The sequence below is a fragment of the Hydrogenophaga intermedia genome, from assembly GCF_000723405.1.
Classification (GTDB): Bacteria; Pseudomonadota; Gammaproteobacteria; order Burkholderiales; family Burkholderiaceae_C; genus Hydrogenophaga; species Hydrogenophaga intermedia.
Map to the genome: position 1 here is coordinate 1 of NZ_CCAE010000021.1, position 16,237 is coordinate 16,237.

5 protein-coding genes are annotated in these 16,237 nt (G+C 70.3%); all 5 read right to left on the reverse strand.

Features of this window, described 5'->3' with window-relative positions:
- Positions 1 to 190: 190 nt before the first annotated feature.
- Entirely contained in the window at positions 191 to 601 is a 411-nt protein-coding gene (locus tag BN948_RS13360) for an ExbD/TolR family protein (protein WP_009518421.1), read from the reverse strand.
- Position 602: 1 nt separating this feature from the next.
- Entirely contained in the window at positions 603 to 2,348 is a 1,746-nt protein-coding gene (locus tag BN948_RS13365) for a MotA/TolQ/ExbB proton channel family protein (protein ID WP_009518422.1), read from the reverse strand.
- Between the two features lie 440 nt (positions 2,349 to 2,788).
- A complete protein-coding gene (locus BN948_RS13370; RefSeq protein ID WP_009518423.1) occupies positions 2,789 to 12,940 on the reverse strand; it encodes a filamentous haemagglutinin family protein in 10,152 nt (3,383 codons plus the stop codon).
- Between the two features lie 16 nt (positions 12,941 to 12,956).
- Positions 12,957 to 14,528, reverse strand: coding sequence for a ShlB/FhaC/HecB family hemolysin secretion/activation protein (locus tag BN948_RS13375; protein ID WP_009518424.1), 1,572 nt, complete (start codon positions 14,526 to 14,528; stop codon positions 12,957 to 12,959).
- Between the two features lie 119 nt (positions 14,529 to 14,647).
- Positions 14,648 to 16,156 (reverse strand): hypothetical protein, encoded by a 1,509-nt coding sequence (locus BN948_RS13380; protein WP_009518425.1) that lies wholly within the window; start codon positions 16,154 to 16,156, stop codon positions 14,648 to 14,650.
- Positions 16,157 to 16,237 lie beyond the last annotated feature (81 nt).

Sequence of the window (16,237 nt, forward strand, 5' to 3'; positions counted from 1 at the left end):
GGCGGCGGTGGCGGGGGCTTCAACAGCTCGATCTGCTGCACCGCCCGCTTCTTCGCCCCCTCGGCAGGCGAAGAAAACAGCTGGTACAGCCAGACCGCCAGCGAGATCAGCAGCGCCGCCAGCAGCGCGACGAGCGCCACACGGGCGATCAGCGCGTAGCGCCTGGGTCCTTCGGACATCGCTTGCTCGCTCAGGGGTTCGAGCGCTGGGTGACGAGGCCGATCTGGTTGAGATCGATCCGGCCCAGCAAGTCCAGCACCTGCACGACCTTTTCGTACTGCACGGCCGAATCGCCTTTCACGACCACCGGAAACTCGGGCGTGTTGGCCTTGAACTGCAGCAGCCTGGCTTCCAGGTCGGCCAGCGTGGCCATGGGGTAGGCGTCCAGGTAGAGCGCGCCGGTCTCGGTGATGGTGATGGCGCGCGTGGCCGGCTTGGCCAGGCTGGGCGTGTTGCTCGCGCGCGGCAGGTTCACCTTGATGCCCTGCACCGAGGCGGTCGTCATCAGGATGAAGATCACCAGCAGCACGTACGCCAGATCCAGCATCGGGGTGATGTTGATGTCGTCGTAGACCGCGCCGTCGTCCTGAACCTTGGCCATCTCAGTCTCCGTAGGTCTCGGCCATGCGCGTGACGAACTCGTCGACAAAGACGGTCATGTCGTTCGACAGCGTCTTGATCTTCGTCTGCAGGTAGTTGTAGCCAAACAGCGCGGGGATGGCGACGCCCAGGCCGGCCACCGTGGCCACCAGCGCGGCCGCGATGCCGGGTGCGATGGCGTTCACGTTCACGTCGCCGGCCGCGGCAATTGCCGCGAAGGTGATCATCACGCCCACCACCGTGCCCAGCAGGCCCAGGAACGGGCCGCCCGAGATGGCGATGGTCAGCAGCACCATGCCGCTGTCCAGGCGCGCGCGCTCGCGCGTCATCTGCGCGTCCAGCGCGGCGCGCACGGCCAGCATGGCGCGCTCGCTCACCGACGGCGCGACCACGCCGTCGTGCTGCACGGTGGCGGTGTTCGCCTCGCCCAGGTGAAAGCGCGACTTGAGTTCCTTCGCGCCCACTTCGTAGATGCGCATGAGCGGCGAGTGGCGGTACTGCGGCGCCTGCGCGGCAAGGCCGTCGAGCCGGCTGGCGTGTTCCTTCGCGCTGGCGTTGAGCGAGCGCAGTTGCGCGCTGAGCTGCTGGAACGCCTCGTTGAAACGCGGGTTGCTCTTCTCCACGCGCGACAGCAGCATGGCCTTGGCCCACATCACGTAGATGGCCACGAACAGCATGAGCACGCAGATGATGGTCACCACCCAGCCGTCCACCGTCAGGTTGTTCATGGTGGCCATGAAGTAACCCGTCTCGGCACCGCCTTCGGTGCTCTCCTCCTCGCCCTGGCGCACGAGCTTCGTGGCCATGCCCTGGTTGTCCACGAGCGCGGCCACCCAGGCGGCGGGGCGAGCGACGGTGGACACCTGCACCTCGTCGATCTCGCCCACCAGGCCAGCGCCGAGCGTGAGCGCCGGTGCGGCGGCGAAAGGCGCGGCGGCCGTGGCCACCGGCTGGCCGTTCACGTACAGCGTGAGCGCGGCGGCGTCCCAGCTCAACGCAATGTGGTGCCAGGCGTTGAGCGACAGCGGCGTGGGCGCGGCGGCGCGCGCGCTGCCCACGGTGACCACGGGCGTGCCTTGCGCGAGCGCGAGCGTGAGGCCGCCATAGGCCAGCAACTGGCCATCGATCTGTTCGGGCTTGATCCACGCCGACAGCGTGAAACCATTGCCCGCGGCCAGCGTGGGCGCGCCGGCCTGCAGGCCGCCGTCACCGGCCAGGCGCGCCGAGCCACCGATGAGACCGGCGGGCACGAAGCTCACGGTGCCACCACTCACGTGGTTGCCGGCGCTCGCGCTGTCCTGCGGCAGCCCGGTCTCTTCGGCCATTGACCACACGGCCCATTGCGACTCGGCGTACACCGGCATGGCTTGCGCGGGCGGCGCCGCGTCGTTGCCGTAGTACAGCCAAACGTGCTGGGCCGCGTTGCCAGCGGCCACGCGGGGCACGCGCACCCACACGAAGGCCAGTTCGTTGAGCGAGTCGAAGCGCTCGATGCGGTGCGCGAGCACGGTCTTGTCGTCTTCGGCGACGAAGCGCAGGTCGCTGCCATCTTCCTTGGCGCTGAGGAAATCGAAGCCGGCGGTGGACAGGCGCACGAGCACGGGCAGGTCCGTCAACTCGGCGTTGATACCGGCGGCCTGGGTGTCCAGCGTGATCTTTTTGCGCACGGTCCAGTCCTCGTTCCACCAGGCGTGGGCGGACAGGGGGAGCAGCATCGCGAGCGCGAACAGGGCGAAAAGGCGTTTCATGGTCGTGCGAAACAGAACCGCCGTGCGGCGGAAAAACGAAGAAGGTACGAAGGGATGGCGGCGGGCTTGTGTCAGAACGAAGGCATCACCCGATCGGACTATTCAGATGGGGGGCTCCTTCTCGGGTGGCTCCGGTCGGCGGTGATCGGGTGTCCGGCTCCGCGACTGTCCCCCGGAGCGGATCGCTGGCGCGCTCCGCTCCTCCTCCTTTATGTCGCTGCGCCGGACACCCGATCACCGCCGACCTCGTTGGCACTCGTCTGTTGGCGCGCCACCGCTTCTTTGGCTCGCGGACGCTGGGTGCCTTGTGTAGCGAAATAAAGGAGGAGGACGGCGCAGCCGTCCGGGGGACATTCGCGGAACAAGGCACCCAGCGTCCGCGAGCCCGCGAGGTGCAACGCACCAAACTTGCGAAGCGCCACCCGATGGCAAGCGTCCGTTCACTCTCCAAACCCCAGCACCTCGACGCGAACAACGGAAGGCCGCAGCGAGCTGGCGAGCTCTTGCGCGGCCCTGGCCGATTCGGCAGCGGCCTGATTGAGCGACTCCACCACGTCCGCGGCGTCGTTGCCACCACTGGTGGCGCCGGACGAGGCCGCCGTGACGGCGCTCGTGTCGGCCACCGGCGTGCCGGTGCTGGTGCCGCTCACCGAGATGTTGTCGGCCCCCAGCACCACCTGCGCGGCGATGTTGAGGTTGCCCGCGCGGATGCCCGCGTCGCCCGCGTTCACCGTGCCCTTGGGCGCGATCAGGTCGACGTCGCCGGCCTCGACTCCGGGGCTCTCGAGCGCGCCGATGCCCGAGCCCGAGGCGGCGCCCACCAGCTCCTGCGTCACCGTCCCCGTGCTCGGATCGACCTTGACGATCGGCGGCGGCACGGCCGAAGCCGTCTTCGCGCCCCGACCCGCGTCGATGTCGCCCTCGCTCGACCACAGCAGCACGTCGCCACCGCCCACGGTGAGCACGCGCGACTGGTTCACCAGCACGTCCTCGCGCGCCATGGCGCGCACATCACCCTCGGCCGCGGCGACGATGCCCAGCACGTTGTTGCCCACGTTGACGAGATTGGCCGGCGTGTTGGCCAGGCCCACCACGATGCCGCCGCCCGGCACCATGATGTCGATGTCGCCGCCGCGCTCGGTCTTGATGCGGCTGGCGAACAGGTTCAGATCGCCCTGGTAGGTGCCGTCGGTGCCGATGCCGGGGAACACCAGCTCGAGCGCGGCGTAGCCACGCGCGAAGTCGCCGGCGAAGCCGCTGCTGGCGTCGTTGGCGTCGCGACCGGTGGTGCGCAGCGCGGTGAACACGAATTCGCGCACGCGGTCGTGGCGCTGGTCGTCCGGCAGCCCGGCCACGGCCGCCACGGCGGCGGCGGCGCTGCCGCCCGTCAGCGAAGCGTCTCCCGTCAGCCAGCGCGCCAGCGCCAGATCGGTCTCGCTCGGCGAGCCAGAGGCCAGGCGCTGCTGCAAGCGGGCCAACGCGCCGTCCACGTCGAAGCCCTTGGGCCCCAGGCCGGCGAAGACCGCCAGATCCGCGCCGGTGGCCGGCAGGTTGGCGTTGTCCAGGTCGCCGCGGCTCAGGATGCCGCCCGAGGTGCCCAGGCTGATGTTGCGGCCGGCGGCCACGGTCATGCGGCCCTGGCCGGCAACGCGAAGGCCATCTGCATCGGAGCGAAGACCGCCATCGGCGTAGCGGATGTCGCGGCCGGCCTCCACCACGCTGCGGTCGCTGGTGTTGGCATGCTGCACCGCCAGGTTCAGGTTGACCACGTCGCGGCCCGCACGTACCTCGGCAGACTTGGCCAGGTCCAGTGAAATGTTCTGTCCGTCGGACTGCGACACGCCGCGCACGTCGCCCTGCACCGCATAGACCTTGGCCGTGCTGCTGTCGCCGGTGTGCACGGGCGTGTTGGCATGGCGCTGGCCCACCGTGGGCGACAGCACCGTCCCCGGCAGGTTCGTCGGCCGCCATGCACTGGCCACCTGCGAGGGATCGTTGTCGCTCATGACGAGGTTCACGTTGACGAGCACCGACTCCTGCGCCATCAACTCAAGCTGCCCGGTGGTCGACGGCATCATCGTGCGCTCGCTGCTCACCGCGGTCCTGGACAGCACCACGTCGCCATTGAACGCGGTCATGCTCATCGATGGCGGCAGGTAGCCCAGCAGGTTGCGATAGGCCTCGCGGTCGGTGATCTGCACCGTATCGCCATAGAGCGAGTAGGCCCGATACAGGGCGGAGACACCGTCGGTCGAACTGCCGGCGAGGTCGTGCAGCACGGTGTCGCCGTTGAGGCTGCTCACGCGCACGGCGCTGTCGCTGCCATAGGTGGAGAAGACCGATTCCCGCTGCGCGCCCTGGGCGTTGGAACGCACGTTGAAGTTGTCGTTGGCGCCATAAGACTGGATGACGAGCTGCGGGTTGATCACGCCGTGAAGGTTCACATCGCCCGTGGCGCGCACCTCGGCCGATGCATTGCCCAGCGCGATCACCGGATAGACCTTGCCGGTCAGCACGGTCTGGCCGCTGTCGATCGCGCCACCCGCGACCACGCGCACGGAGCCCTCGTCGGCCATGTACTGGCCACCCAGCACGTCGCCACCGGCCTCCACCGTCACATGGCCGCCGCCGGTCTTCACCAGCGCGGCCGCGTCGGGCGTGCCGGACGCCATGCGACCCTGCGTGGGCGCGCTGGCGGACACGTTGTTCACATTGCCCCCGGCGCGCAGGGACACGTCGCCGCCGCCCAGCGCGCCCACGCCCTGCGCGAACTGATCGAAGCGCACCCACCACGCCGGGGTTCCCTGCTGGCCGGTGAGGTAGCCGCTGCCATCCGCGTTCAGCCGGCCCTGGCGGAACAGCCACTCCGAGTAGAGCTGCGACGAGGCCACGCCGGTGATGTCGCGCCCCGCTTGCAAGGACACATCGCCGCCGCCTTGCGTGAAGTAGGCGCGCTGCAAGGTGATCGGTGGGGTGAAACCATCCAGCGCGGGCGAGAGCCTGCCCGCGGTGTAGATCGCCGAGGAGTTCGAGGCCAGCTTGATGTCCCGGCCCGCCGCCACGTCGATGTGGCCCGTGCCGGTGCGCACCACCTTGCCCGCCGCCACCGTCACGTCGCCCACGCCCGCGCGCGTCGACAGGGGATCGGCCGCGCTGGCGTCGGCCCCGGCCACCAGGCGGTAGGACCAGGAACGGCCGCCGCGCACGGTGTCGGGCAGCAGCGTGGACGGCGTGGTGCCGGTGATGGGCGCCGCGTTGGTGAAGCCGTCGGACAGGTGGCCATTGACCTGCAGGTTGCCCTGCGCGCGCATCGTGAGCACGCCTGGCTCATCGCCGGCCGTGGCGCTGGCCAGGTTCCAGTCGTTGGCCACCGTCAGGTCGCCGCTGGAACGCACCTCGGTGCCCGAGACGATGTGCACCGCCGGGTTGCCGTCCTGACCCAGGCGGGTCTTGATCGCGCCGTGGTTCGCGGCGTAGGCCGTGTTGTCGGCGTTGATGGACGTCAGGCTCAGGGTGCTGCCGCTGCTGCCGCCCGTGGCGTTGAGCGTGGTGATGCCCTCGTAGACGCGAACGGCTTCGATGTCGACCGTGCCCGCGCCCAGGATGGCGCTGTCCAGCGCGGTGACGGCCACGTCGTTGCCCGTGCGCATGGCGCGCAGGTTCACGCGCCCCGCCTCGCCACCTGCGCCAGCGCGCACGTCGATCGTCGCCCCCGCCGCGAGGTCCAGTGCGCCGCCGCTGCCGGTGCCCAGCTCCACGCGCCCGCCGTCGCCGCCGGCCTGCGTGGCCGAGGCTTCCAGGCGCGCGCCGCCGCGCAGCGTGAGCGAGTCGCCCGCATAGGCGCTGATGTGGCCGCCGTCCACGCCGTTCGCGTTCAGCGTGCCGAGGATGTCGATGGAGCCCGCGTCGGCCGACAGCGCGATGCGCTCGGCGCGCATGGTCTGGCCGGCGCCGATGCTCAGGTCGCCAGTGCGCGCGCGCAGCGAGCGTTCGCCGGTGAAGCCGTTGCCCAGGGCGGTGTTGATGGCGTCCGCATTGGCCAGGGTGTGTGCGTCAATACGCGCCACCGCCCCCTTGCCGGTCTTGCCTTGCGCGTCGGCCACGGTCTCGCCGCGCAGCGTGCCGGTGGGCAGGCTCACCGTGCCGTTCACGGCGGACACGTTCAGCGTGCCGCCGTCGGCGCCCGCCGCGCCCGATACATCGATGCGGGACGCCGCGTCCAGGGCCACGTTGCCGCTGTCGCTGCGCAGCGTGACCTGGCCACCCCAGGTGCCACGCTTCTCATCGAAGAAGGCCACCTCGCGGCCGGCCACGTTCACGTCGGCGCGATCGCCCAGTTGCACGTCACCGGTACGCGCGTGCAGCTCCAGCGAGCCGCTGGCCAGTTGCGCGCGTGTGTCGAAATCGATCGCGTCGGCGCGCAGCGTCCAGCTCGCGCCCAGGCCACCGGCCGCACCGGTGGGCGCGGCAGCGCCGCCGTCGCTCAGCGCCAGCGTGCCCAGACCGGCCGCCAGTTCGAGCGTCTGCTTCGCACCGGCCTCGCCCGTCAGGCGCGCGGTGGTCACTGTCGTGGCGGTGTCCAGGCGTGTGGTGCCCGCGCCCGAGGCGTTCAGGGTGTTGGCGTCGATGGCCACGCCCGAGAAGCCGCCAATGGTCTTGTCGCCCACGCCCAGAGTCAGCGTGTCCGCCTGCAGCGTGAGCGTGCCCGTGCCCGCCGCAGTGCCGGGGTTGTAGGCCGCGCCGGCCTGATTGCTCAGACTCAGTTCGCGCGCGGCAAGACGCACCTGGTCGCCCGCGCCGCCCGCGCCCGCGATGCCACCGCCCTGCAGGCTCAGGCGCTGCAGCGTGGGCTCACCGTTCGGATCGCGACCGCCCACGTCCACGCTGCCGTAGATGTCGAAGGTGGTGTAGCTGGACAGCGTGAGGCTGCGCAGGCCCAACAGGTCGTCGAGGTCGTCCTGCGAGAACGTGATGCCTTCCACGGCGCCGACGGGCGAGCCCAGGTTCACGCGCGCCGCGCCTACCGCGAGCTCGCCGGCCACCGGCTGGCCCTTGCGCGAAAAGCGCGTTTCGCCCGCAAAAGCGTTGTCGCGCGTGGCGTCGAGGTTGATCGAGCGCGCCGCCTGAACGACCGCGCTTTGTGCGGCGTTGAGCGTGCCCTGGCTGCGGTCCGGCGAGCCGGTGCGAGAGAAGGTGGCCGCGCTCGATGAGGCGCGCACGAAGGCGCCGTTGCCCGCGGTGGTGTAGTGGCCCGCGTCGCCATCGGCGCCCTGCGCGTCGATCGCGCTGCCTTCGGCCAGCGTGAGCGTGTCGCGCGCCGCCAGCATCACCTCGGGCCCGCGCAGCGCGGACGCGCCGCCAATGGCCAGCGTCAGGTCTTCGCTGTGCACGGTCAGCGTGGTGGTGTTGCCGCCGCGTTCGCGCGTGGCGCCCAGCAGCAGGCTCTCGGCACCCAGGGCATTGAGGTCGTCCACGTTCAGGCGCGTGGCGGTGGGATCGATGCCGGTCGCGTTGGCCCCGGCGATCACCAGGTTCGGCGCGGCGATGTCCACCGCCGCGCCCCGTCCACCGGCGGCCGGCGAGCCGATCAGGCGGCCGTCGAGTTCGAGCTGGCCCTGCGTGAGCATGGACAGGCGCCCGGCGTCCTGCGGCCGCAGCGTGTCGGTGCCAAAGAAGCCGGAGGCGCGCGCGAGCGTGAACTCCGAGCGCGCGCGCACCTGGTCCTGTGTGAGCACGTCGATGGCGCGCCAGCCGCCTTCGCGCGTGGCGCCCGCGCGGCTGTCGGTGAGGTAGCCCGAGGTGACCTGGATGCCGTCCTGGCGCGTGAAGGCCTCGGGGCGCACGGCCACGCTCTCACCCAGGCGAACCGCCATGGCGCCCGGCAGCAGCGCGTAGTGGGCGGGCAGCAGGGTGTAGGTGCCCGCGGGCAGGCCGGGCACACCCGACAGGTAGACCGTGGTGCCCACGGCCCGGTTCATGCCTTCCTGCGGATCGCCCGGCGCGAAGCCGCCCGCGTAACCCGGCACGATGGCGTAGGTGTTCGCAGCACCGAGGATGTCGCGCGAGCCGCCCGGGCCGACGGAGAATTCATAGCCCTGCACGTCGCCGCCGCCGGCCACGTTGATCGTCGCCCCCTCCTTCACCTGCACCGATCCACCGGACAGATTGACCGCCTTCTCGGGCAGCGCGTCCAGTTCCAGCTGACCGCCCGGCACGTCGGCCGGGTTGAGGTTGACCACCCACTGCGTGCCGTTCTGGATCTGACCCAGCGGCAGCACCTGGCCCGCGTCCGCCGCGACCGAGGTGAGGCTGCCCGCTTCAAGCTTGAGCTCGTTCTGCGCCACCAGGTCGATGCTGCCCAGCGGCGCGATGACGCGGCCGGCCTGCGTGATGTTCTGCGCCTCCACGCGCAGGCTGCCGGCGGCCGACCACACCGGCGCCGCCACGCCGGTGCTCTCGAAGCGCACGTCGCGGCCGGTGGCCTGGATCCTCACATCGGCGAAGCTGGTGGGCGAGACCGAACCGCCGCGCAGGGTGAGATCGCCGGTGGTGGCGATGGTGGCGCTGTGTTCATAGGCGCCAGCGGCGTCCAGGCGCGTCACGCCCGCCAGTTGCACGCGCTCGCTGCCGGTGAGCTCGCTGCGCTGCATGCCGCGCAGGCGGACGTTGCCCGCCAGCTCCAGCAGGTGCGCGTCGGCGCGCAGCACGCCGTTGTTCGCGCTGCTGCCTTCGGTACCCACGCGGCCGCGGTTGCTCGCGTCCCAATTGCCCAGTCGCACCGCGTCGGCCACCAAGTGGGCGTCGCCGCGCGTCTCGATGCGCGCCGCGTCGAGCTGGATCTCGCGCAGCGGCACCGCGCGGCCATCGCCCAGCGCCAGGCCCTGCTCGAGCACGATGCCGTCGCGGCTGGAAAAGCGCAGTTGCTCGAAGCCCGCGGCCTCCAGCGCATCGGTGCCGATGCTGGCGCGCACCTCGCCCGTGAGCGGCACGGAATCGCCGAAGTCGAGGCCCGCCGTCTGCGGCGCCACGGTGTTGGACAGGACCATGGCGCGCGCCAGGCTGTCGTAGCCGGTCTGCCCCTCCACGCGCGCGTTCTTCGACAGCGTCACCGACAGGGCGCCGCCCTGGTAGTCGGGCGCGCCGCCGCGCGCGGCCAGCGTGGCGTCGAACAGCAGGCCCTCCTCGGCGAACAGGTTCACCTGGCCCGCGCCACTGCCCACGGATTCGACGTGCACGCCACGCGCGTCGCGCGACACGTAGGCCACGGGCGCGCTGCCCGACACGTCGATCGTGGCTCCTTGCTCGGCCACCAGGTAGCCGGTGCGTGCATCGAGCTTGACCGTACCGCCGGCCAGCACCTCACCCTGCGTGAGGCCCTGGTCGTTGGTGGTGATGCGGGGCGTGCCACTGGCGTCCAGGCGCGCGTTGGCGCCCAACCAGAGGGTGTTGGTCTCGAGCGAGCCCGAGGAGAACCCCGAACTCCGGTCCAGGGTGAGGTCGATGGTGCCACCGCGCGCCACCAGCGCCCCCTCGACCTCGATGCTGTTGCGCGCCTCCAGTTCGATGAGGCCCCCCGGGTCCACATTGACCCGCGCGCCCTCACCGATGCGCAGCTCGCCGGTGCCCGCGCCCGAATCCCCGGCGCTCAAGGCGATCGAGGCCGCCGGCCGCTCCCAGGCATCGCGCGTGACCGGCGTGCCGATGGACGCCAGCGCGCTGCCCGTGGGCCGCGTGAGCGCGTCCGTGTCCGGATCGATCTGCTGCACACGCACGTCCACCTGCGCGCCGTCGACCACGTCCAGGCGCTGCAGGCCGCGGATGTCGTACTGCGCGAAGCCGCCGCGCTGGAAGGCGTCCGCCCCCAACACCAGCAGGCCATCGCCCTGCCCCGAGCCACCGATCTGCACGCGCTCGCTGGTGAGCGCCAGAGAACCACCCTGCTCGATGCCGTGCGCCTGCAGCGTGGCGCCGTCCAGGCCCTGCACGTGGTTGCCGCCGATGGTGATGTCGCCGCCACGCCCCGCGTGCAGCGCGCCACCCTGGCCCACCCGGCCGCCACCGTCGGCGTCGATGCGCACGCCCTTACCCAGCGCCACGGTGCCGCGCGAGAACACCAGGCCGCCGGAGGCCTGGCCCTCTGCCACCAGCGACACACTGCCGCCGTCGATGACCGGCGCCATACCGGCGCCGCCAGGCACGCCGCGGCGCTGGTTCACCCAGGCGCCCTGCACCTGCAGCGCCACGCCGTCGCGCACGCTCAGCGTGGTGTCGGCCACCACGTTCATGGCGTTGTTGCGGGCGGTGATGTCGATATGCCCGCCTTGCGCGGTGATGTCGGCGTTCACGTTCACCTGGCGCCCGGCGATGGTGACCCCACCGCCCTGCGGCGTGCGCAGCGCGTCGCGCACCTCGGCGGCCTGGTTCGTGAAGACCTCGAGCTGCGCCACGCGGCCTTCGCCCACCAGGGTGGCGTCCAGCGTGAGCGTGTCCTTCAGCGGATCGACCAGTGCCTCGTGGCGCGCGAACTGGCCCGGCAGCGGGCCACCGTTGGCGATCACCACGTTCTGGTTGAGCTTGTGGTCCTTCAAGGCGTCGCCCACGCCCTGCGTACCGAACGTGAGCGTGGCGCCACGGGGCAGATGGCCAGAGAGCTGCTGACGTTCGCCGGCCACGGTGCGTCCCTCGACGCTGCCGCCGAAGTACGCCGCACCCATGCTCTGCACGTTCATGCGCCCGGCGTCCTGTCCTTGCGTGTAGCCCTGAACCACGCGCTGGGCGCTGGGCAGTTCGATCACCTCCTGCTCGTTCCATTTGTCGTAATTCACGACATAACGGCTCACGATCGCGTCGTAGCGCGTGCTGGCGCTGGCGTCCGCCAGGTCGGTGAGCTTGCCCCGGCTGGAGAGCACCGTGGTCTTGGCCACGTCCTGGGTGTACTTCACGCTGCCGCCCGAGAGGTCGAAGCTGGCGCCCTGCTCGACGATGGTCTGGCCTTCGGAGCGAAGGCTGATGGTGCCGCCATGCGTGGAGCGCTCGGCGATGCCGCGCTCCAGGCGCGCGCGGTAGGCCAGCAGGCTGTCGCGTGCGATCAGCGTGTCCTTGCCGGCGTCCGAATTGGCCAGGGCCTGCTCGATGTCCACCCAGGCCTTCTGTCCGCGCAGCGGGCCGTTCTGGTTGACCGGAGAATCCTTCAACTCGTCGCCACGCAGTTCCACCTCGACCGTGTTGCGCGCGGCCGAGACCTCCACGTCACGCAAACCCGACACGTCGATGCGCGCGCCCTGGGCGATGTGGATGCTGGCCTGAGTCGAGGGCGCGCTGCCCGCGCCGTTGAGCGAACCGCCGGTGACCAGTGTCGTGGGGTTGTCCACCGCCGTGAACGCCACGTCGCCCGCGTTCGCGACGATGGCCGCGCCGGCGTCCATGTAGATCTTCTGTCCCAGCACCCGCACCTGCGATTTATCGGCCAGGCCCGTGCCGGTGTCGCCATCCTGCACGGTGGTCCTGTCGCTCAGGTCGGGCAGCACGTCGGTCACGCTGCCCGCGCCCAGCACCACCTCGCCACCACGGCTGGACGAACGCGACCCACCGACAGAGACGCTGGTGTCCTTGGCCATCAGGTAGACCGAGCCGTTCGCCAGCACCGAGCTGGTGGCCGTGGCGCGGCCCATCTGATTCACCGCGTAGCCCACCATGGTGACGTTGCCGCGCTCGGCCGTGAGCTGGCCGAAGTTGCTGGCCACGCTGCCACCGCCGGCCGGGCTGTCCACTTCCACCAGCAGGCCGCGAAGGTTGAGGTCGGCGCTGTCGTCGGCGCGCAGGAACACGCGCGAGCCGGCCGCCAGAATCACCTGGCCATCGGGCGCGCCGACGCTGCCGCGGTTCTCCACCCGCGGTGCGATCAGCATGACGCGGCCCTGGCTGGTGGCGCTGATCTTCGCGCCCTCCATCACCTGGATCGCGCCGCGCCCCTCGCCGCCGTCCAGTCCACGCTCGAACTGCGGCGCGTTGAGATCGCCCAGCAGCCCATTGATGATGTACTTGTCCGCGATGTTGAGCGTGCTCGCGGTGAAGCTGTTGAGGTTCACCTGCGAACCGCCCAGGAAGGCGATGCCGTTGGTGTTGACCAGGATGATGTTGGCCTTCTGACCGTCTGCCTGCGAAATGGCGCCCGCGATCACGCTGGGGTTGATGTCCCAGATGCGGTTGAGCGTGGTGAAGTTGGCGCCCTGCACCAGCTGGTTGGTGTTCAGGTCCTGCACCTGGCGGAACTGCACGCCATGGCCCGCGCCCACGTTGAAGCTCTGCCAGTTCAGGATGGCCTTGTTGCCGATCTGGTTCACGAAGGCCTGGTGGCCCGTGACCTGGTAAGCCGCCTGCCCTGCCGTCACGAAGTTGGGGGTGCCCCCTCCGGCGCTGGGCACTGGCAGGTTCTGCGCCCAGCCCGGTGCGGCGAACAGCAGCGCACCGGCCAGCGCCACCGCGCCGCGCGCGCCGCTGGCGGCCTTGCCCTGCGCCCGCGCGCACTCGGCCACGGCCACGAGCGCGCCGAGGTGCCGGCTGAAGACGATTCGATAGCGTTGGCGGTTCATGGTCGGGTTCTCCTGCTCACCACTCGTAGGCGAGGCTGAAATGCAATCGGTGGTCGCCGCGCGCGGTGTTGCCCAAGGCCTTGAGCGGGTAGGCCCACCACAGCGCGGCCTGCAGGCCGTTGTTGCCCTTGGCGCGCAGGCCCAGGCCCACGCTGGACAGCCCGTACTTGCTCGTCTCGGTGATGGGGTCGATCACACGCACATGGCCCGCGTCGACGAAGGCGAGCGCGCGCAGTTCGTTGAAGGCCTCGGCCACCGAACCCAGGCGGCTGTGCAAGCTCGGCGTGAGGGCCTCCAGGCTCAATGCGTAGCCCTCCTCGCCCAGCGCAGCCGATTCGAGGTAGCCGCGCACCGTGTCCGCGCCGCCGATGGCGAACTGCTCGTTGGAGATCAGCGGGCCACCCGAGAGCTGCCAGCTGCCGCGCCAGTTCAGGCCCCAGCCGTTCTCGAAGCTGCGCTCCTGCGAGGCGTTGCCGCGCAGGTACACGTAGGACGGTTTTCCCTTGAAGCGCTTGTCGGCGAACTCCTGTTCGCTGGCGCCCAGGCCACTGGTGTGGAAATTGAAGGAGACGCCCGCGCGCGTGGTTCGCTGCTCGGCGAGCCAGGTGCCGTCCCAGCCAATGGTGAACGGCGTGTAGGCGATGGGCGTGTTGAAGCCGCCGCTGCCGATGAGGTTGACGGACTGGTCGAAGTCCTTGTGGTCGATGCCGAAGCTGGCGCTGTGAAAGAAGCTGTCGCTGCCGGGCAGCGGGCGGATGTAGCGCGCGCCCAGGATGGTGCCTCGGCCCAGCACGTTGAGCGTGCCCACCGCCGAGACGTCCGAATCGGAGCGGATGCCGTACAAGGCCAGAAAGCCTCCACCAGAAAGCGGCCAGGTGTAGTTGAGCGAGAACACCTGGCTTTCGTCGGGTTCCTCCGGCGCGGTCTGCACGGTCAGGCCGATGCTGTGCTGGCGGCCCCAGAGGTTGTCCCAGCGCAGGCTGGCACTGGCGCGTGTCCGCGACGTGTCAGGGCTGTAACGGTCGTTCAGCTCGACGCTGCCGTGGAACGGGAAGCGGTCCTGCACCTTCAGGTCCACCTCCACCGTGCCAGGCGTCTTGCCGGGGCGCAGCACGGGCGTGATGCGACGGTCCGGGCTGCGGTTGAGCGCGGTGAGCTCGCCCTGCATGTCCTGGAAGTTGGGCACCTCGCCTTCGGCCAGCGATGGGGCGGCGGCCTTGATGTCCTCGGGGCTGAAGAAGCGCGACTCGGTGATCCGCAGCCGGTCCACCGGCGCCTCGGTCACCTGCAGGCGCACCACGCCGTCGTCCACGCGCTGCTGCGGAATGCTCACCAGCACCGTGAGGTAGCCGGCGCCGTGGTAGGCCTTCTCCAGCGCCTCGCGCGCCTGCTCCACGTCGGCCAGGGTTTTCTGCTCGCCCATGTGGGCGTACACCGCGCGCTCGATGGTTTGCGCGGGCAGCAGGGTGGCGCCTTCGACACGGAATTCGAGCACGTCGAAGCGCGCGTCCTGCGCGCGAGCCATGCCGCAGAGCGCGGCCAATCCCAGGGCCCAGGCCAGCCACCGGTGTTTGCTGTTCCTCGTCATCGTTGTTCTCGTCACCGGATGGGTCAACACAACACTGCGAAACAAAAACAGGCAAAACGCGGTCGCCCGCGTTTTGCCTTTGAACACCCCTCAGCCTCGCGGCCGAGAGGGAACAGCCATCACTTCAGGTTCAGCGGCGCGCACTGGTCGTTGCCGACGTAGGCCACGCGCTGGACTTGACCGGTGCCGGTCGGGTCAGGCGTGCCGTTGATGCCAGCGGCCACCCAGCGCAGACCGGACTGAGCGTTCAGCACCGCAGGCGAACGGGCGGCGGCGATGAAGTTCGCAGCCAGCGCGGCCTTGTTGCCGGTGGTGGAGCTGGGCAGGTTGAAGGAGATCCAGCCCTGCATGTCCCAGGTGCCGTCGATCAGGTTGGCCAGCGTGGGGTGCTTGCCGGTGCCGCTCACCACGGGCGGGGTGGCGATGGCGCCGGTCCAGGTGATCTCGCCAGCGCCGTCCAGCGAGCGGAAGCTCCAGTTGCTGGTGGTGGTCGAGCTGCTCAGGCTGTCCATCGACAGAACGCCCACGGCCTTGTGCGGGCGGCCGTCACGGAACAGCACGCGCACGGTGTTGCCGGCGCGGTCGGCCGTGTTGTAGGCGGTGTAGCCCGCTTCCGTGGCCGGGTTGGCGGCGGCGTTGAACGGCTTGCCTGCGGACACGGCGGCGGTGTCCAGGCAGGTGCGCACGTTGCCCGAGGACGAGTTCTCGACCACGTTCAGGGCGCCCGTGTCGCCTTCGACGACGAACTTGTTCACGAAGTCCCAGGCGGCGCCGGCTTCGCGGTCGGCCGGCACGTTCAGGCGGGTGCCCGTGTCGCAGGGGTAGTTGCCGTAGTACATGTTGGCCACGGCCTGGGTGCCCGAGCCGTTCACGCGGCGGCAGACCAGGATGTCGTCGGCGGGCAGCGCAGCGTCGATCTGGTTCCAGGTGCCGACGTTGCCGGTCATGATCGCGGCGACCTTGGCCTTGTTGAACGACACCGTGGTGGGCACGTTCCTGGTCACGGGCAGGCCGAAGGCCAGGGCGTACAGCGGCGAAGCGGTCAGCGTGGCCAGCTCGGACGGGCTCAGCGCGGGCTCGGCGGGTTCGCCTTCGGTGTTGAAGGCGCCATCGAACAGGAAGGGCGCCACGTCGGACACACCGGCGTCAGGCTTCTGCGTGGTCAGGGTGTCGCAGGTGAAGGGCGCGGCGGAGGTGCCGGAGCCGCCCGAGCAGGAAGCGGAGGTCACGGCCAGGGTCTCGATGACTTCGGCGCGGGCCACGGGGTTCACGCCCCAGACCGAGCCACCGCGGGCGCGGTTGACGATGATCACATTGGTGCCAGCGGCCCAGGTGCCGGCGGCGGTGGTCAGCTTGCCGGCGTAGGCGCGGTAGTCGCTGTTGCTGCGGCCGGTGGCGGCGGACGGAATGAAGAAGTAGTTGGTGCCAGTGAACAGCGAGCTGGCGATCTGGCCCAGGCCGCCTTGCACAGCGGAGGCGCCAGAGATGTACATCACGCGGCCGTTGGCCACGGCGTCGTCCACGATGGCCTTGGCGGCGGCGTTGGCGGGGTCGTTCAGGCCGACGGCCTGGGCGGAAACGGCGGCGCAGGCCACGGCGCAGGCAAGGCTCAGGTGCTTGAGTTTCATGGAAATCTCCAGGGGTAAGGGAAAAATGCGGAGGCGATCGCACCCCACCGAAGGCCCGCGTCGTGGCCTTCGGGGGGATAC